This window comes from Pusillimonas sp. (assembly GCF_044464525.1).
GTDB lineage: Bacteria > Pseudomonadota > Gammaproteobacteria > Burkholderiales > Burkholderiaceae_B > Pusillimonas.
This window is the reverse complement of sequence record NZ_JBIQLE010000008.1, coordinates 105,706-125,398: the sequence shown is the minus strand read 5'-3', so window position 1 is coordinate 125,398 and position 19,693 is coordinate 105,706. Positions and strand designations below refer to the sequence as shown.

The following is a 19,693-nucleotide window of genomic DNA, read 5'->3' as shown; positions in this document are numbered from 1 at the left end:
CTAAGCGGTGAGCTGGATAGCTGCTGATTGCCGCCTGACCCATCGTCATGCAGAACGATTAGGTGTATTATTAATTTTTTGCAGGCCCAGTTAAATAGCTTTTATTCGGCAATACTATTCACACACAGCGAACAATTGGAGAAGCTCATGGACCGCTTCCAGGCAATGCAGATATTCACCCGGGTCGTGGAGGCCGACAGTTTTTCGCTGGCGGCTGATAGCCTGGGATTGCCCCGCTCCACCGTCAGCACCACAATCCAGAAGCTGGAACGAAGCCTCAAGGTAAGATTGCTTAATCGCACGACGCGCCGCCTTAGCATGACGCCGGACGGCGCTTCCTATTACGAGCGGTGCAAGCAGCTTCTTGCCGAGCTCGAAAATCTCGAATCATCCTTTCGCCAGGAAAACCAGCTACCAAGCGGGCGTCTGCGCCTTGAGATGTCGCCGTCCATCGGCCGAAGGATACTCATGCCTGCGCTGTGCGATTTTCATTCGCGCTACCCAGACATCGAACTGGCTATCGGCATGAGCGACCGCCCCGTCGATCTGGTACGCGAAGCTGTAGACTGCGCGATTCGAGTCGGTGAACTCGAAGACTCCAGTCTGGTCGCACGCCGCATCGGCACATTCTCAGGCATCACCTGCGCCGCTCCTTCGTATCTCGAACGGTACGGCGAACCGAAAACCATCGCCGAGCTCAAACAGCATCGCGCAGTGCACTATTTTTCGAGCCGTACGGGGCGCATCATCGATTGGTCATTCATGGTCGACGGCAAGCGACACGACGTTCAGGTAAACGGCACGGTGTCGGTCAACGATGGCGAGGCCTATGTGAAATGCGGTATGCAGGGTATCGGGCTAATTCAGGTGCCACGCTATCTGGTAGCACCCTTGCTGGATTCAGGCGAGCTTGTAGAAGTGCTGTCTCAATGGACTCCTCCACCGCTTCCAATTTCAGTGGTGTATCTGCACAACCGCCACCTGTCCCCCAAGGTGCGAGTTTTTGTCGATTGGGTTAGCGAGCTGTTCCAGAAGTGTCCGCTGCTAAGCGGCTGCAAACATCAGGTCTACGACACAGAATGCAATTTTGCCGGCGCAAAAAATACGCAAGCAAAAACACGCAAACAGATCGAAGTCCAGGAAACCGAAGAGGCGGTTTTTTAACCGGGCAAGGCAAAGCCCCGGCGACGCCGGCGGCAGTTCTTGTAAACGGTTTCCATGCCGGGTGTGCATAGAAACGGTGTCATGCACCGTGTTTGATGAGTGCCCTTCCCCGATCATGGGGAAGGTCCTGTTTGATGCGTGCCCTTCCTCTGATTATAGAAAAGAGCCGAAAACCGCAGAACGTTAAAAAACCCGCAGAACATTAGGTTCATGCGGGTTTTTTTACTGCGGCAGCGGCTGTTGAAAGCAGCTGCTTTTATTTTGGTGCCGACGGCGAGACTCGAACTCGCACAGCTCTCGCCACTACCCCCTCAAGATAGCGTGTCTACCAATTCCACCACGTCGGCAAATGTAAAGAACGTAATATTAGCACATTTTTAATCGGCGCGTGCTTGGGTTTCAAACCAAAACCATGCGCGGCGAAAAGCCGTTTTTCTGTGCAAGCCGCCGGCTGTCGGCCCGCACAGGAAGCTTGCTACCGCGACGCGGAGACTTATTGCGACGCGAGCATTTACTGCGGCACAGTAACTTACTGCGACGCGGGAACTTCGGAAGACTCTGACTGGCCCGAGCCCTGGGGCGCCTGGGGCACTTGGGAAGAACCTGATTCTGCCTCGGGCGCTTGCGGCACTTCTGTCGGGGCGGAAGGCACTGCCGCATCGCCAGGCACGTTGCCGGCGGGAGCTTGAGGCGCGTTGCCGGACGCTTCGCCAGGCACGTTGGGCACGGCGCTGCCTGAGGCGGCGGGGGCCGGCGCCTGATAATCTTGCATCAATCCGCCGTCAAGAATGGAGTCGCCCGTACGATGCGCGGTATAAGCCAACCCGATGGTCGAAAGAAAAAACAGTACGGCCGCCCACTTGGTAAGACGCGACAAGAAGTTGGCCGCGCCCGAAGCGCCGAACAGGCTGCCGGCCGAGCCGCTGCCGAAAGCCGAGCCCATTTCAGAACCCTTGCCCTGCTGCAATAGAACGAGCACGATGATGCTAAGCGATGTGGTGACCTGAATCGCCAGAAGTAAAGGTGACAACCAATTCATTTAAAAGACTCCGAAGCCTATGCGGCTGCAATGCGTAAAAATTCGTCCGCCACTAATGAGGCGCCGCCTACCAGCGCGCCGTCGATATCCGGCATGGCAAACAGGCTGGCGGCGTTGTCGGCCTTGACGCTTCCGCCGTACAGCACGCGCACCTGTTGAGCACCCACCGTGCCAAGCGCTGCGCGAATGGCGGCGTGCACTTCCTGGGCTTGCGCGGGCGTTGCGGTTAAGCCCGTACCGATGGCCCACACGGGCTCGTAGGCCACCACCAGGCCGGATACCGCCTCTGCCCCCAGTGCCAGCACCGGCGCAAGCTGCCGCTGTATGACGTCTAGCGTGTGCCCTGCCTCTTGCTCGGCCAATGTCTCGCCCACGCACGCCACGGGCGTCAAGCCTGCGGCCAGGGCGGCCTTGGCCTTGGCGGCGACAAGCTCGTCGCTTTCGCCATGCATGGCGCGCCTTTCGGAATGGCCCACCAGCGCCCACGTGCAGCCAAAATCGTTAAGCATGGCGGCGGATACTTCACCCGTATAGGCGCCGCTGTCGTGCGCGCTGACATCTTGCGCACCCCAGGAAATGACGCTGTTCTCGAGCTGAGAACGAGCTTGCGCCAAATAGGGGAACGGCGCGCACACGGCGACCGTGCAATAATCAGCCAAAATGCCGGCGCCCGCATGCAAGTCGGCCAGAAGCTTGGCATTGGCCTCCAGGCCGCCATTCATCTTCCAATTGCCCATGACGAGGCGCTTGCGAAAAGAAGCAGTGTTCATTGAGTTCCAAAAACGGCATGCGCCCAGACAGCAGGCGCACACTAGCGCCGCCGGCAAGAAGCCAAGGCCTGCGCAAGCCTGGGTTACGGCTTGTACGGTGCGCGGCAAAAACCAGGAAAACTCAGCCGCTGATGGCCTGTAGCACTTGCAAGGGGCAAAAATACGAATATCGAGTTAACCGGGCATTATAGCCCGATTAGGGCCTTGCAGCCAAACGAAGCCGCGCAAATTAATGCCCGCACATTGCCAAAACAACATGGCACGGCAGGGCCGCGGCGGGCGCTTGCCCGCCGCCCACATCAGTTCACGGTAAGAATCAATTTACCGATCTGCTCGCCCGCCTCCATCATGGCGTGCGCGTCGCATGCCCGCTCAAGCGGAAACGTCTTGTGCACAATAGGCTTGACCCGGCCCGACTCCAGCAGCGGCCACACATGACGCTGCAACGATTGAGCAATGTCGGCCTTGAACTCGACCGGACGCGGCCGCAGCGTAGAGCCTGTGATCGTCAGGCGCCGGCGCAATACCTGGCCGCAGTCGATGGTGGCCTTGGTTCCACCCAGCACCGCGATGATGACGATGCGGCCGTCATCGGCCAGGCACTTGATGTCGCGATTGATGTAATCGCCCGCCACCATGTCCAGAATGACGTTGACGCCCTTCTGGTCGGTAACGCGGCGGATTTCCTCGACGAAATCCTGGCTGCGGTAGTTGATGCCCAGCGCCGCGCCCAGTTTTTCGACAGCGCGGGCGCGCTCGTCGCTGCCGGCGGTGGCGTACACCGTGTTGCCCATGGCTGTGGCCAACTGGATGGCTGTCGTGCCGATGCCGCTCGCCCCGCCATGCACCAGCAACGATTCACCCTGGGCCAACCGGCCCCGGTCGAACACATTGCTCCACACCGTGAAATAAGTTTCCGGCAAGCCGGCCGCCTCGATCTCGCTCAGGCCCTTGGGAATGCTTAAACATTGCGCGGCGGGCGCCACGACGTACTCGGCATAGCCGCCGCCCGCGATCAGCGCGCACACCTTGTCTCCAACAGAAAAACCGCCCGCCGCGGCATCGCCCGAGACGATTTCGCCGGCCACTTCCAGGCCGGGCAGGTCGGAGGCGCCCGGAGGCGGTGGATACACGCCGCTGCGCTGCAAGACATCGGGCCGATTGACCCCGGCGGCGGAAACCTTGATAAGCACTTCGCCGGTTCCCGGCTCGGGCATGGGACGCTCGACCGGCACCAGCACATCGGGGCCGCCCGCCTTGGTAATTTCCACCGCTTTCATAATGACTCCTGTACTTGACGACAGGAACTATTATCACCCATACCATGCACTATGCGCTGTGCAGCTGTCATCGACAGCGACAGGACGCACAGGATTGTTGGCCAGCCCAAGCAAAGTGCCGCAGAACGTCTCGACGTCGACCATCCTGGGAAGACAGACGTCCGCCCTCGTCGCAAGGCCGCGCTCGCGGGCAACCGAAGTGACGTCCGCCAGAAAAACCAGGGCGGTGTTGTCCAAGCCAAGCATGCCCCATGCCAGGGCATGCACGTCAAAGTCACTGTTCTGGTCACCGTCGATCACGATAATGCGAAAGCGCTTGGCAGTGGCCGAGACTTCCGCCGGACTAGTCGCTATGACTGTATGGAACCCCAAGCTCGCGGCCGCATCGTGCAGCCTCAGGACATCGTCAAAGTGCGCCGAGCGAGGCGAACTGAGCAACAGAAAAACAACGTCAAAATCGTACACAGACTAGCCGCCCCGCATCATTTTGATTATCGCCTGGCTATGCTGGGGATTCTGCGTGCCGACCAGCAAGCGTCCATCTTTGATGGTCTGGCCGATCCGGGCAACACTGACCAACTGGCCTTGCACGCTAAGCAACAGATAGTGTCCTTGCGCCTGCTCGGTGATACGATGCAGCTTGGGAATGCCGTGCTGGTTCATTTCCAGCAGGATGAAGTCTCCCTCGCCCTGAGTTACGACGGGCGAAACGCGTCCAATGTCGGCCTGGGTCAATATGGGCCGCGGCAAGGCATAAAGCGAGGCTCCGCCGACATCTACTTCTAGAAGCGGCGCTTCCGCCTTTTCTTGCGCCAAGTGCAAGGTGATAACAGTCGCCGCCTGCTGCCTGGCCTGTGCCTGCACAGCGGCAGCCGGTGTTGCCGACGCACCTTGATGCTGGATCGTAGGGGGCTTGGGGTCAACCGGCGCCGGAGGCAAGCGATTGGAAGCGGTGTGTTGGCAACCCCCAAGCGCCACAGCCAACACAAGCGCGCTTAACTTAAATAAAGCTTTCATATTCTCTTAGAAGCATCGGCCGCCCATGCCTTTCCGGCAGCCGGTTTTTCAAAACTACGCCTGTGGCTAACCTTGGATCTCGATGTCGACACGCCGGTTCGGCGCCAAGCAGGCGATCAGCTCGCTCCGGTCTTGCTGGTCGCACTGCACAACGGGCCGATCTTTTCCAAAGCCTTGTGCCTGAATGCTCGCAGCCGGTATGCCTTCTGCAGCCAAGGCGCTGCGGACGGACTCAGCCCGCTGCAGTGATAGACGCTGGTTCAGCGCCGCATCGCCAATTCGGTCGGTATGGCCCGACACCGTAATGCGCTGCGCCTGATCATGCTGTTTCAACTGGTCGGCAATGTGACGCACTTCGCTCAAACCGGCCGCCGTCAAGACGGCACTGCCAAAAGCAAAACCCACATCCCCCGAAAGCGAAAACGGTTTCGCCGGCGCCTGGTCCAGGATGGATGCACATGCTTCAGGCGCCCAGTGAAAGCTGCGCGCAATCAGGTCTTTATCGAACAACACCTTGAACTGGCACGTTTTCAGGCCCTCGGCAGTATTGAAGTGAAAAAGATAGTCCCACTCACGAACCTTGAACCCTTCCGAAAAATGCGGACGCCCGAGCAGGTCGTACAACTGGTCCCGTGTTGCGCCATCTTGCACCTGACGCAAGTTGTCGAGATTGGGATAAGAGCCGGTTTTGAACGTCGCGTCATCCAACTCAGGAAAGACGGGATTGTCCGTCCGCCCCTGTTGATCGACCTGGCTCAAGGTACCGCAGCCCGCCATTGCCAAGCCTGAAACCAGCACAAGGCTAATCAGTTTTTTATTCATGATGAAAATTTCCTAGAAGATATGCGGGGTGCATCGGCGCGTATGGCCGATGCACCCGTGGTTCAAATCACTACCACTGGAAGCCCACGCCCACGGCGCCGCCGTAATCACCCCGCGACGTCGCGTTGCCCGACACCTTGTAGACCCACTTGCCGTTATCAGTGATGCCCGAGAAGCCAATCGCCATACCGGTCTCGCCGTTCCAGGTGCCTCCAGCCATGGCCATCATGTTTTTGCCGGGCAAGTAGGCTTGAGGCAACGCTGCGGTAGCCATCGCAGCAGCCACACCCGCGCTCAGCTTGTTGTCCAGGCGTCGCACGTCATTGCGCAGACTGTTGACCTGTCCTTGCAAGTTGCCGGTGGCCTGCTGAAGCTGGCCCACGTTCACCGCATCGGTTTCATTGACGCCCGCCGCCACATTGGTAATGGGCTTGCCCGACATATCGATGCCGTTCTCGTTGATGATGGGGCCGCCGTTGTTGATCTGGATTTCGTCGGCCTGGACCTGCACGGCGGTGATGGAGTTGACCTTGAGGTCTTGGGACACCGCCACCTTGATATCCGCGCCAACGGTTTGGCCCGCATCATTGACCCTGTCGGTCTTTGATATGACGATGTTGTCGCCTTCGACAAAGCCCACCGTGTTGCTGTTGTGGATGGGTGTGCCGCCGCCCGAACCGGTATCGCCGCCAGAGCCGCTGTTGCCGCCGGATCCACCCGAACCGGAACCGCCCGAACCACCGGCGTCCCCGCCTGCATTGTCAGGCGCAGGCGCCTCGACGTTCCAGTGCATGCTGTCGAGCGCGCCCTGCAATGACGCATACTGCCCGCCGTTGTAGCTGAACGTGCCGTCCTCATTGAGCGACACGAAGTCGGTGATCGGCTTAAGCTGCTCTTCCGTCGCAGCCCGGCCCGAACCGTCCCCGAAGCCTGCGTAGTGGACAGTCTGGTTCTGCAAGCCGCTGATGATGCCGGTATTGCCGCTGATGACGATCGGATTGTTGCCGCCGATCGCTATCTGGTTGCCACCGATGGTCGTCGAGCCATCCGGATCAGTCACCGAGATCGTGCCCGCGCCCACCTCCGTCTGGTTGCCGCCATCGGCCACCGTCAGACCATTGGTATCCAGCGTGCTGCCGTCAGTAACGTCACCGATCGCTATGCTGCCGTCTTCGCTCAGCTCGATGTTGTCAGCCAAAGTGATTTCCACTACACCCGCGTCATCGGTGTCGTCCGACAGTTTCACAGAGAGATTTTCGTTGCCAGCTACGAAGGTCACCTGACCGCTTGGCCCGATATTGGCTTCATTTCCCTCTGCGTCGAAGACGTTCCAGCCGGCGTTAGCGGTCTGGTTGACCAGGTCAAGCTGATCCTCCGTTGCGGCACGACCCGAACCGTCTGCGAACCCATCGTAATCAATGGTCTTGTTGGTCAGCCCGTCGATCGTGCCCGTGTCACCGCTGATCCGGACCGGATTATCGCCGCCGACCTCAATCTGGTTGCCCTTGATTAATGTTGTGCCGCCTGCATCAGTCACCGAAATGGTACCCGCGCCCACCTCGGTAATATTGTCGGCATCCGTGACGGTTAGACCCTCGGTATCGAGTACCGAGTTGCCAACTGTGATGCTGTTTGCGATTTCGATGTCGTCAGCAAGCTCGACATTGAGCGTATGGTTGCCGTCTGCATCCACGCTGTTGCTGACCAGCACATTCCCGTCATCAGTGAAGTTGACCGAATTTCCTGGAGCCACCGTCTCAGCATTGTCGCCATTGGTGCTGATGTCCCAGCCGCGCTGAGCGATCGACTCGATTTCGCCCAACTGATCGACGTTCACCGCATCGGTGCCGTCCACGCCGGGGGCGAGGTTGGTGATGCGTTTATTGTTCATATCGATGCCATCACCATTGATCACCGGACCACCGTTGATCGTGATGCTGTTAAGGTCGGTCAGGTCTTGCGCCATGACGAGATTCAACTTGCCGTCCAAACTGTCCACGCGCAGGTTGGCGCCGGTAGCATCGTCACCTTCGTCAAGGGCACCCGAAATGGTCAGCGTCTCGCCCAGCTTCTTAACGATATCGTCGCCAGTATTCCCGGCAAAGCTCAAGCCATCGTCCATAGTCGCAACTTCACGCACATTGCCGCCCTCATCCTCGTAGATGATGCGCGTAATGCCGTCCGCACCGCCCACACCCGGAGCACCGTCGCCGCCACGGATAGTCAGACCATCCTGACCGTCTATGCCGTTCAGGCCGACGCTATTCAATCCGGTCAGATCCTCAGCCAGCTCAACGTTGAGCGTATGGTTGCCGTCTGCATCCACGCTGTTGCTGACCAGCACATTCCCGTCATCAGTGAAGTTGACCGAATTTCCTGGAGCCACCGTCTCAGCATTGTCGCCATTGGTGCTGATGTCCCAGCCGCGCTGAGCGATCGACTCGATTTCGCCCAACTGATCGACGTTCACCGCATCGGTGCCGTCCACGCCGGGGGCGAGGTTGGTGATGCGTTTATTGTTCATATCGATGCCATCACCATTGATCACCGGACCACCGTTGATCGTGATGCTGTTAAGGTCGGTCAGGTCTTGCGCCATGACGAGATTCAACTTGCCATCCACACTATCCACGCGCAGGTTGGCGCCGGATGCGTCCGCATCAGCAGCCAGGTCACCGGAAATGGTCAGCGGCGTGTCGTCGCCCAGAGTCTTGGCGATGGTGCCGCCCGTGTTACCGGCAAAACTTAGGCCGTCCGCCTGCGTGGCGACTTCGGAACCGTTGTAGGTCGCCGTACCGTCGTTGCCCACCACAAAGTTGTCGCCCAACCGGGTTTCGCCCGTAGCCGTAAGGTTGGCTGTCGCGACACGATCGCCGTTGACAACCGTATCGCCAACAGTCAAGCCGTTGTCGTTGACAACCGTGTCGCCGACCGTGATGCTGTTGCCGATCACGACATCGTCGGACAGGTTGAATTCCAGGTCGGTGCCGTCACGGGCGATGTCGATGTTGCCGTCGGTATTGCCAAAGTCCACCGAGCCGCCGGGGCGCACGTTCTGGGCCGTCTCGCCATTGGCGCTTACGTCCCAGCCCTGCGCCGCATACTTGATGGCGTCGTGAACGGTGTCTTCACCCGTTTCACCGATGTCGGTCATGGTGATAGTGCCATCATTACCCACATTGGCAGTGCCACCCAGCACACTATTTCCACCGTCAGCCAAAGAGTTGGCAACATTGCCCAGCACTGTGTTTGTCGCAAACAACTGACTGCCATTGATCGCGTCCGTACTGGTTTCGGTGACACGACCGGCAGCCAAGTTGCTGATCTGGCGCTCATCGCCCACTCTACCCACGCTGACCACGCTGTTCGGTTCGCTGCCGGCATAGGAACCGTAAGTGATGCCTCCAACCGTGCCTTGTATGGTTGGGAAGGAATTGCCCGTAAACGAGCCGGCACCCAGCGCAACCGAGTCTGGGTTCGACGCCACGGCGCCCCGGCCAAAGGCGGAGGCGTTACTTGCCTCGGCTCGGGCTGCACTGCCAAAGGCAGAGGAGTCCACGCCGCTTGCGCGTGAACCGGTGCCAAATGCCAACGCACGTGCCTGACTAGCTCGCGCATCAGAACCAAAGGCGGAAGCATCCTGCTCAGTGGCGCGCGCACCGTGGCCGAGAGCCATTGCATTAACTTCCGTGGCTTGGGCATCGTATCCAGAGGCCTGCGCCCAATCAGCAGTCGCCTGCGCACCCGTACCCGTGGCGATGCTGCTGTCCTTGGAGGCGAACGCGCCAGTGCCAATCGCAATGGAATTTTCGTTTGCATCCCCGGTAAGTGTGATGTCCTGTCCCGCCTTGGCGCCTTCCCCCAACGCGATGCCGCCTTCCGCATTTGCAATAGCGCCGGTACCGCTTGCTTGCGAATTGACAGCTTTGGCACGCGAGCCTGTGCCAAACGCCATTGCGTCTACTGCCGTTGCTTCAGCTTTATCGCCTTGGGCAATGCCCCTGGCTGCATTAACAAGAGATTCCCTGCCGATGACAATGCCTTCGCGAGCCGTCGACTTGGACTCAGTGCCGATGACAATCGAGTTATGAACAACAGGGCCGTCCTGATCGTCCGACTCCGAATCGCGACCAATAACAATGGAGTTCAGCCCACGGCTTTGTACGTTCGTGCCAATGGCCACACCGCTTACGTCGCGTGCTTCCGTACGACTATTGCCAATCGTGGTCGTGTTAAGCGCCCATGATTTAACATCGTGACCCAGCGCAACTGAAGAAGCGCCGGCAGCGTCCACCTCTGATCCAATCGCCGACGAGTTGGTACCGGTAGAGGTAGCGTCCGGACCGATGGCAATTGAATAATCTGCAAGAGCACCATCGTTGTTTCTGTTTCCTTTCGACACGCCGCCATCGTTGGTGGAAACGTATTTGCTTTTGGCGTCGGCAATCTGCTCTGCAAAACTACCATCTACTTTTTCAGCCAGCTCGTCATAATCGATGGGACCGCCAAACTTTTCTGCGTCTTCTATTGCGGTCAGCAACTGACGCACGTTTACCGCGTCAGTCTCATTTGCGCCATCTTCCACATTGACGATACGTCGCGTAAACTCGCTTCCTGCCACACTGCTCCCCACAGAAACAGCAGTTCCGCCAACAAATTCACGACCAGTAAACGCGCTGAGTTTGGTCTCGTCAACGTCGCTGGCGACCGCGCGAGAGCCCGCGCCCAAAGCGACAAAGCTGCTGATCGCCGAAGCATTAGCACCGACAGCAACCCCTGAGGCCCCAGTGTTTGCGCCAAGTCCGAGCGCCACGCCATTGATTCCAGCGGCAGAAGCCAAATGACCAATGGCAATGCCATCGGTTCCCGCCCGAGAGTCTTGTCCGATGCCGATGGCTCGATCCACATTACCGGCAGACTGGTTTGCAAAAATACCAATGCTGATGTTGCTATCACCACTCAGAGCACTACCTGCTCTCTCACCAAAAGCAATATTGTCGTTGCCTTCAATGCTGCTGCCGGCCTGTTTTCCCATTGCCACGTTGCGCTGGCCGATCACGTATTGGCCAGCCCTATCGCCAATGGCAATATTATTGACTTGGTCGCCTGCGGTAACACCACCCGTACCCACGCCAGCGGCATTACCGATCGAGACATTATTGGCTGCCCCAGCCAGGGCGCCCTCGCCTAACGCAATGCCGTTGCCACCAGAGGCCATGGCGCCGTCACCCAAGGCTATGGCGCCAGCCCCCGAAGCCGTTGCTTTCCGGCCAATGGCTGTGCTTGCCACACCGCTGCTTGCGCTATCCTGCCCAATGGCAATGGCCGCAGTCGGATCACTTTGATCCGCCGGCTTCGACACTGTGGCGCGGTGACCCAACGCAATCGAGCTCGATCCGTCCGCAATGGCGCCGGCACCCGCAGCGAAGCTGTTATCTTCGAGTGCCTGTGCGCCGTCGCCGGCGGCAAAGCTGCTGTCGCCTTCGGCCACCGTATTGGGACCGATCGCGATGGATTCCTGGCCACTCGCTTGCGAGTCGGGCTCTTTGGAATTTGCGTGGAAATACCTTACTCCGCCCGCTCCCTCTTCAATAAAGAGGTTATGGATTTGCCGACCGGTGATGGCATCGGTGCTGGCCGCGCCAATGTCGCCGTCCGCCAGTCCGGTGATCTTGTTGTCACCCATGTTCAGCTCTGCGCCCACTGTGACACCCGAGCTTGACGCAACGAGAACGTCGCCGGCAACAGTCAGGCTGTTGGTCGTGATCGAAGTACCAAGATCGGCAACCTGGCCTTGAAGCGCATTAACGTTCGCATTCGTCGCGCTCAAGGCTGTTGTCGTTGCGATGTCCCTGGCGTTAAAAAGGGTGCCGCCAAGCGTAAGCTGGCTGGCGGACAACCCCCCAGTGACGGCCAAGCTTGACAAGCCGCTAATGCTGCCGCCGCTTCCAAAATCGATGCTTCCGCCCGGTGAGGTGAAAGTGATGGCGTTTCCGCCAGGACCGTCTTCCACAAGTACCTGCGCAATCGCGCTGCCCACGAAGAGCACACTCGAAGCAATCATCGCAGCCAACTTGCCTGCGGTACCCACTCGGCTCGAAGCCCGCTTGCCGCGCGCCTTTACGTTCTCTGCCACGGCAACAAAAGTACCGGTACTTTCGTTGTATATGCTTTTATAGGCTTTATTCATCATGTTCTCCGATGGGTGCTTAATCTAATCGGAGGCGAGTTTGATTGAACGCGATCAGCCTTGCTTTTTAATTCATACGTAAATCTTTGATTGAAAACTAATCAAAGTTTAAAGTTACCGAATTGACACTCCTTGACGCTCTGAGCGACGGGCTCTGTGCCCGGTACTGCACCGGAGTCAACCCAACCGCGCTTTTGAATGCCGTGGAAAAGTTCGCCGCGCTTGAGTAACCCACGTCGTGCGCGATCTGCGTCACAGGCAGCCGAGTCTTTGAAAGCAGGTCCTTCGCCTTGTCTATTTTGAACGCTCTCGTATAAGCGGATGCAGTCTTCTTGAAATGGGTCCGAAATGCCCGGTCTATATCTTTTTGCCCTCTGCCCACGAGAAGCGATAAATCGCTAAGGCTTGCGATTGACGCGGTGTGCTTTTCAAGATGCCAAAGGGCGTTTTTAAGAATCACCCGGTCTTCAACCGGATAAATACCCTCAAGATCATATTCGGGCTCGCGCTCCTCATAAGCGGCCGAATTCAAGTGGATCCGAACTCGAGCCTCAAGCTCTCTGCCCAAGAAGGGATAAATCAGATAATCGTTGGCTCCCGCTTCCAGCGCTGTGATTCCGCTTTCTCCACTGCCCTCGTCGACGATCACCAAAATGATCGTCTTGCCATAGATTTCTATGCTTTTTAATTGGCGGACGCTCTTGGCAATATCCAACTCGCCGTCAGCATTGTCTATCACGATCAGCCGGGGGCTGAACTTCAACTGCGGGGCCAGGAGTGAGGCAAGGTCGGAAAAAAACAAAAAATTGGTGGTGAGCGATTGCAAGTTCACAGTGCAACGCGAGATTCTCTCGGGCACCTTGCTGACTATGACAAATGAACCTTCCATATTTGTGGACTCAGATCTACCCAGAATGTGATTGCCGACGGCGCGGCAATAGCTGGCTGCCGCGCCCGGTCTTGCGTCACCCAGTCTGAACCAACTCTAACGCTCACACCTTTGGAACACACTCTGGAATATTTGAATTCACCGAAATAAAAACTGAAAGTTACATTATTGACAAGGCTTAACTTATGAACACGGTCAAAAATAATTGCATTCTTTTACTTTTTCTGGCGCATCAGTACTGACCACGACGAATCAGAAACCGCTTTCCCGTATCAGCACAGAGGCCACGCGCTGCGCGCCCTGCCACAACAGGCTGCGCCTCTCGCCCTCGATGGCCACGCGGCCACGCGTTTCGCGCAGGCCCGGCAAGGGCTCTTCCAGGCGCAGGCGCACCCGGTAGACGGCATCCACCGGCATGCCTTCCTGCTGGCCGGCCTGGGTGGGAATGGGCCCGCCGTGATTGCCATCAAGCATGACATGGGCCAGCCGCTGGCTACGCGCCGGGTCAATGAATTCCACTTGCGCCGCCACACCGCCGCTTTCACCGGAAAAATAAAACCGCGCTTGCGCGCCCGGCTGCAGGCGGGCGACGTCGCGCTGGTCGACATAGGCTTCCACCACCCATTCGCCCGCGTCCACCAGTACCCCCAGCGGCGTGCGCGCATCGACCCAACTGCCCGGGCCCAGCATGGGGTCGACATCCAGCCAGTCGCCGTCGAACGCGGCGCGCACACTCAGGCGGGCGCGCTCTTCATCAATGGCGGCCAGTTCGGCCCGCTGCTCGCCCAATTGCCGCAACAAGGCGCCGCGATGCGCCATGCCGGCGTCGTCGGCCATCAGCCCGGCCAGACGGCGCTCCAGGGCGTTGATGGCCGCGCTTATGCGTCGGCCGCGATCATTGAGCTCGGGTACCGTGAACACGGCCAGGTTCTGGCCGGCCGTTACCCGGGCCGGCTCCCGCAGGGCGGTTACCTGGGCCGGCATGGGCCCGAATACGATTTGCTGGCGCACGGGCTGCGCCACGGCCGGCGCGCGCACGTCCAGCTTCCAGGGCACGGCCAGCAGCAACAGCACCGCCAGCAACACGCCCCACAGCTTGGCCTTGCGGCTGCGGGCCACCTCGGGCCAACGTTCATGCCACACTTTCAGCTCCTGCCAGATTGGCCGCAATACAAACCATAGAATCTCCACCACCAGCAAAAAAATACCCAGCACCTTGAAGAACATGGCATACACCGCCCAGGCGATGCCCAGGAACACCACCAGCCGGTACAGCCAGGTCAGCAAGGCGAAAACGATCAGCGTGCGGCGCACGCGCGGCACGACCACTTCGGGATAGGGATCGGGCAGGCCCAGCACGCCGCGCCGCAGCCAAGTGCGCGCCATCGCGCCCGCACGCTCGTGCAGGTTCGGGTAGTTCAGCACGTCGGACAATATGAAATAGCCGTCGAAGCGCATGAAGGGGCTGACATTAAGCGCCAGCGACAGCACCCAGGCGGTGGTGGCCAGGTACAGCATCGACTGGCGCAGCATGCCGTCGTCCAGCACCGCCCAGGCCAGGGTCGCCATGCCGGCCAGCGCCAGCTCGACACTGACGCCCGCCACCGAAATGGCCAGCCGCTGCCGATGCGAGCGCAGCCGCCACGACTCGCCCGTGTCGGTATACAGCATGGGCCACAGCACCACGAAAGCCACCCCCATGTGGGCCACCCGCAGCCCCTGGCGCGTCGCCACCAGGGCGTGCCCCATTTCATGCAGGGTCTTGGACACCACCATGGCCAGCACGAAACCGGCGATGCCCGCCGGGCTGATCAGGTCCATCACGCTATGCGTGAAGCTGTCCCACTGCCGCATCACCAGCGCCAGGCCCAGCAGGGTCGCCATTATCAGCAATATCAGGGCGGTGCGGGTAAACAGCGGTTCGACCCACGGCAGCAGGCGGGCCAGGAAACGATGCGGGCGCACCAGCGGCACCCTCACGAACAGATAGTGGTGCAGCCACCATTTCCAGTGCCGCCAGCCCGGCGCGTTGGCCTGCTGCTTCAGCCGCTGCAAACCCTCGGGCGAGGGCCGCACCAGGCGGTTCTGCTCGAGAAACTCGGCGAACTCCAGGACATGGCCGGCATCCACCTGCAAGGTGGTGCGGGCCGCGATGTCGGCCGCGATCCGGGCGGGGTCTCCGGGCCAGCGCAGCAGGCATTCGTATTCGAACCAGCCCACGCGATAGAAGCGGTTGGTGACCGGGTCTTGGATAACCCAGCATGGCCCGCCGTCGCGGTCGGGCGCGGTTTCATATAAACGCAGGTCTTCCCGCAGCGGCAAAGGCGCCGGCGGCTGGCCGGGCATCATCACCAGCCCGTCCACTCGCGCGCGGCCGCCAATGGCCTGCGCATCAAGTAATAGGCCAGCACCACGCTTTCACCGTACAGCTTGGCGGTGCCGCGCAAACCGATGCGCGCCTGGCCCTGGCCCGCCTCATCGTCGTCGAACACGGCGCGCAAGCGATAGCTTGCAATGCCGTCGGGCGACTGCGTGGCCTGATAGCTGGTTTCAGTCAGGCGGCCCGACAAGGGCTCCAGCGGCCGCACCGTCAGGAACAGCTTTACCTCGGCGCCCGGCTCGAGCGACATGGCGTCCGCCACGGGCAGGTGGATCAGCATGCCGGGGTCTTGCGGATCGGCCAGCAGCATGATGCGCTCGCCGGTGCTTACCGGCCTTCCCAGCCAATCGTCCGGGTCGCTGAACACGGCCACGCCGTCTTCGTCGGCCGCCACGTTGACGCGGCTCAGTTGCGAACGCACGGCCTCCAGCTCGGCCCGCCGCTCGTGCGCGCGCCCGGTCAGCATGGCGATTTCACTTTGGCCGGCCGAGTCCTGGAACACGCGCTGCGACGCGGCGATCAGCTCGGCGTCGGCCACCGCCACCGATTCGCGCGCCACTTCGTAGCGGTTGCGCAAGGTGGTGTCGTCCAGGGAAAACAGCAGGTCGCCCGCCTTGACCGCCTGATTGGGGCGCACGTGCACCGTCTTGATCACGCCGTCCAGCGGCGCCGCCACGACGCGCGCATCCAGCGAGATGACTTCTGCGGGCGCCAGCACGGTCTGGCGTATGGGAATCAGGAAGGCCGCCACCAGCACGGCCAGCAGAATCAGGCGTGCGGGCTTGCCCCACGACTTCCAGCGGTCGACCCAGCGCCTGCGGCGACCCGCCCCGCCCAGCATTTCCCAGCAATAGCCCCAGCTTGCCGCCAGGCGCTCCAGCGCCTTCACCTGCCACTCGGCCGGAGGCGCCTCCAGCAAGAACACCACCCAGCCCAGCGCCCTGCCCGTCCTGGCCCGCAAAGGCATGACCAGCACGCCCTCTGTCCACCATTCGCGCCAGCCGTCCGCGACGGCGTCGGGCATGGGCACGGCTGGATCAGGCACGAACCAGCCCGGCTTTTCGGCCACCTGAGGCTGAAGCCAGGGCCAGGCGCGGCGCAGCCACACCAGATAGGGGCTGTCCTCGCTAGGCTTGGCAAGGCCCGACACCGTCATAAGACGGGCCGAGGGGCCTTCACCGCGCAGCACCAGGGCCTGGCGGAATCTAAACAAGCCATGGGTTTCGTTGGCGATGGAAAAGCCCAGCTCGGACACCGACTCGGCTGCCCGCGCCCGCGCCTCCAGGCCCGCCAGCACACTGTCCAGCGAAGGGCCTTTGGCCGCTGAAGTAGACCGGCGCGGCTCGGCGGCCGGCTGGCCAACTTTGGGCGAGGCGGCGGACGGACGGCCGCGTCTGGCCGGTGCGGCGGACGAGGCGCTGGATGCCGCCGCCATGGGCGACACGCCGGCCGCCTTCGACAGCACCGGAGCGGCGGGCTTGGAGGCGCCCGCCGGGCCCGAGCGGGCCGAGGCCCGCCCCGCTTTCACTACCATGCGGCGGTTTCCCGCCGGTGGAACGTCTTTCTTCTGTGCTTCGCTCATACCGCCTGCTTGGACACGGCCCGGCCCCTCAAGGCTGCTCTATGAAGCGGGCCACGCCGCTCATGCCGGGCAGAAGCTCGGGCGGCACGTCGGCCAGGATGGCTTCCAGTTCAATGGTCTGCGCCACGGCATCGACCCGCGCGTTGATGGCCGACACTTCGGCAAGATAGCTGCGGCCGGTTTCCATGATGTCGACCTCGATGGGCGACCCCACCTTCACGCTGCGCAGCAGGCGCGAGGGCACGTTCATGCGCAGCTTGAGCGGCCCTTCGCTGACCAGCTCAAGCAATGGCGCGCCCACGTTGACGCCCTGATGCCGCTTGACGTGCACCTTGACGATGCGGCCGTCGAACGGCGCCTCGATCTTGCAATGCGCCAGTTGCGCCTCGGCAACGCCGATGGCCGCGGCGCTTCGCTGCACGTCGATGCGAGCCAGGGTAACTTCGGTTTCGCCGGCCGCATCCAGCTTGCGCAGGCGCTGCTTGACGCCCAATGTTTCGCGCGCGGCGGCCGATTCGGCCTGCGCCATTTTCAGGCGGGCCTCGGTTTCGTCACAATCGAACCGCAGCAACAGGTCGCCCTCTTTGACCCGTGCTCCCAAACCGGCCTGCAGCTCGGCAATGCGCCCAACCACCTGCGCGGCCAGCGTGGTTTCCAGTTCGGGGCTCAAAAGCACCCGGATCGCGTTCGGGTCTTCCTCTACCCGGGAAGGCGCCGGGGCGGGCTCACCGGCCAAGGCGGCGTTCGGCAAAGCCGGCACCGGCGGCAAATCGCTTTGAGCGGGGCTTTGCGCGTGGGCCGCCGCGGCCAGTAACAAGCCGCCGCCCAGGGCAGCGGCTTGCAGCCAGGCCAGGGGCCGGCGAGCACGACGCGCCGGCTTATCGCCCCAGACCACTACCGCGTTCGTCATTGCGCTGCTTCCCGCATGCTGACGACGGCCTTCACCGGCAGGGCGGGAGCGGAGTCGTCGGCGGGTTCATCAGCCGGCAGGGCCGCCACAGACTCAGCGCCCATCACCTCGGCCCGCCATTGGCGGGTGGTGTCAGCGATGGAACGCGCCAAAGTCTCTACGTCGTGACCCTCGATCACCTCGGGCAGGACATCCAGGCCCACCGAGTTGTACAGCCGGCCCCAGGCGGCCTGGGCGTTGGAGTACGACGCGTAGCGCTGGTATTCGGCCAGCAGCGCGCGAGCCTCGGCGCGGATCACCTCCAGCTCGGATTGATAGCGGCTTTGGCTGGAAGCCTCGGCGTAATGCAGCAGTTGCTGGTCGACGCGGGCGCTTTCCTGGGCGAACTCAAGCTCGGCCAGCGACAAGCCGTAGCGCTGCACGCCAACGCGCACCTGGGTCAGCACCGCCATCGACAGGGCCATGCGGCGCATGTCGTCGGTCTGGTTCTGGAAATCGTGGGCGCGCTGCAAGGCCGGGAATTGCGCCAGGCGCAGAATATTCCACGACAAGCGCACACCGAAGTCGGCCCAGTTGGCGTTGTAGTTGTACTTGTTCGAATCGTAGTGCAGGCCGGCGTCGAAATTCAGGTTGGGGAACACCATCAGCTTGGCCGCCTTGATGTCATTCTCGGTAACCCGCTTGCGATACCACTCTTCCATGATCTCGGGGCGGCGTTGCAGCGCCAGGGTTTCCAGCGCCTGCAGGTTGGTGGGCACGGGCGGCAAGGCTTCCTCGGCCTCGTCGGCCAGCGTGTAGGGCGTGCCCGGTGCGATGGACATCAGCGCGCTTAGTTCGGCGCGCGACAGTTCCAGATCTTGGCGGCGCAGGGTAAGCAGGCTGACGGCATCAAGCAAAGCCCGCTGGTAAGCCAGCACTTCCTGGCGCGGCATCAGGCCGTCGCGCTCGATTTCCTTGGCGCGCACCAGCGCCTCGTTCACACGCTCGAGCAGGCCATCTACACGGCCCAGCAGCTTTTGCGCACCCAAGGCGCGCCAGTAGCTGTTGCGCACGTCCTGCAGCACGTTCTGCACCACCTTGCGGCGGCGCTCTTCGGCCATAAGGACCTGATCGGCTTTTTGCTGCGCGCGATAATACGACACGCCGAAATCCAGGATATTCCACGAAAGCGACAAATCGGCCAGGCGGCGGCTGCGCTCTTGCGAGGTGGAGGGGCGCAGGGTTTCAACGCGGTCCTCGATGCCGATGGAGCGGCCGCCCGAATCGTTGTTGCGGTTGACGTAGCCCGCGCTGGCCACCAGTTGCGGCAGCATCTCGTGGGTGGACACGTCGTGCAGGTTGCTCGCCAGGGCGTGCTCCATCAGCTTGAGCTTGTAGTCCAGGTTGTACTTCAGCGCGCGCGCCGCCGCCCCGTGAAAATCGATGGGCGCCGTAATGGGCTCTTGGTCGGCATACATCTGCACGCGGTCCTGCTCGACTCGCTCTTTGATCTCGTCGTCGGTAAACGGCTTGGGCTGAATAGCGCCGCAGCCCACCAAGGCCAGCGTCAGGCAGGACAGTGCCAATAGGCGCACGGGCGAGTTTTTGGCGATTTTCGTCACGGACATGGGCTTCTCTCTTTTCACTTTCTTGATGTTGTGTAAGGGTTGC

13 protein-coding genes and 1 tRNA gene are annotated in these 19,693 nt (G+C 61.0%); 1 reads left to right on the top strand and 13 read right to left on the bottom strand.

Features of this window, described 5'->3' with window-relative positions; translation table 11 throughout:
* Positions 1-147: 147 nt before the first annotated feature.
* Positions 148-1,164: a LysR family transcriptional regulator gene (locus ACIY1O_RS06690; RefSeq protein WP_397474309.1), complete on the top strand. Its 1,017-nt coding sequence runs from the start codon at positions 148-150 to the stop codon at positions 1,162-1,164.
* Between the two features lie 262 nt (positions 1,165-1,426).
* Here the strand turns inward: ACIY1O_RS06690 and ACIY1O_RS06685 are convergent.
* The 13 genes from ACIY1O_RS06685 to ACIY1O_RS06625 form a co-directional block, all read right to left on the bottom strand.
* Positions 1,427-1,511 (bottom strand) — tRNA-Leu (locus tag ACIY1O_RS06685).
* 182 nt (positions 1,512-1,693) lie between these two features.
* Entirely contained in the window at positions 1,694-2,203 is a 510-nt protein-coding gene (gene secG, locus ACIY1O_RS06680; RefSeq protein WP_397474308.1) for a preprotein translocase subunit SecG, read from the bottom strand.
* A gap of 17 nt (positions 2,204-2,220) precedes the next feature.
* Entirely contained in the window at positions 2,221-2,973 is a 753-nt protein-coding gene (gene tpiA, locus ACIY1O_RS06675; RefSeq protein ID WP_397474307.1) for a triose-phosphate isomerase, read from the bottom strand.
* Between the two features lie 299 nt (positions 2,974-3,272).
* Positions 3,273-4,253, bottom strand: a complete 981-nt coding sequence (locus tag ACIY1O_RS06670) for an NAD(P)H-quinone oxidoreductase (RefSeq protein WP_397474306.1) — start codon at positions 4,251-4,253, stop codon at positions 3,273-3,275.
* Positions 4,254-4,286: 33 nt separating this feature from the next.
* The gene (locus tag ACIY1O_RS06665; protein ID WP_397474305.1) at positions 4,287-4,718 is read right to left on the bottom strand and encodes a hypothetical protein; all 432 of its coding nucleotides are present in this window, start codon (positions 4,716-4,718) and stop codon (positions 4,287-4,289) included.
* Positions 4,719-4,721: 3 nt separating this feature from the next.
* Complete coding sequence (locus ACIY1O_RS06660; protein WP_397474304.1) at positions 4,722-5,270, bottom strand: hypothetical protein; 549 nt, start codon at positions 5,268-5,270, stop codon at positions 4,722-4,724.
* Between the two features lie 66 nt (positions 5,271-5,336).
* A complete protein-coding gene (locus ACIY1O_RS06655; protein ID WP_397474303.1) occupies positions 5,337-6,092 on the bottom strand; it encodes an OmpA family protein in 756 nt (251 codons plus the stop codon).
* A gap of 70 nt (positions 6,093-6,162) precedes the next feature.
* On the bottom strand, positions 6,163-12,282 hold the full coding sequence (locus ACIY1O_RS06650; RefSeq protein ID WP_397474319.1) for a YadA-like family protein: 6,120 nt from the start codon (positions 12,280-12,282) through the stop codon (positions 6,163-6,165).
* A gap of 97 nt (positions 12,283-12,379) precedes the next feature.
* The gene (locus ACIY1O_RS06645; RefSeq protein ID WP_397474302.1) at positions 12,380-13,171 is read right to left on the bottom strand and encodes a helix-turn-helix domain-containing protein; all 792 of its coding nucleotides are present in this window, start codon (positions 13,169-13,171) and stop codon (positions 12,380-12,382) included.
* 252 nt (positions 13,172-13,423) lie between these two features.
* The gene (locus tag ACIY1O_RS06640) at positions 13,424-15,520 is read right to left on the bottom strand and encodes a site-2 protease family protein (RefSeq protein ID WP_397474318.1); all 2,097 of its coding nucleotides are present in this window, start codon (positions 15,518-15,520) and stop codon (positions 13,424-13,426) included.
* On the bottom strand, positions 15,520-17,133 hold the full coding sequence (locus ACIY1O_RS06635; RefSeq protein ID WP_397474301.1) for an efflux RND transporter periplasmic adaptor subunit: 1,614 nt from the start codon (positions 17,131-17,133) through the stop codon (positions 15,520-15,522). The genes ACIY1O_RS06640 and ACIY1O_RS06635 overlap by 1 nt, the downstream gene beginning before the upstream one ends.
* A 28-nt stretch (positions 17,134-17,161) precedes the next feature.
* A complete protein-coding gene (locus ACIY1O_RS06630; protein ID WP_397474300.1) occupies positions 17,162-18,043 on the bottom strand; it encodes an efflux RND transporter periplasmic adaptor subunit in 882 nt (293 codons plus the stop codon).
* Positions 18,040-19,650: a TolC family protein gene (locus ACIY1O_RS06625; protein WP_397474299.1), complete on the bottom strand. Its 1,611-nt coding sequence runs from the start codon at positions 19,648-19,650 to the stop codon at positions 18,040-18,042. The genes ACIY1O_RS06630 and ACIY1O_RS06625 overlap by 4 nt, the downstream gene beginning before the upstream one ends.
* Between the last annotated feature and the right edge of the window lie 43 nt (positions 19,651-19,693).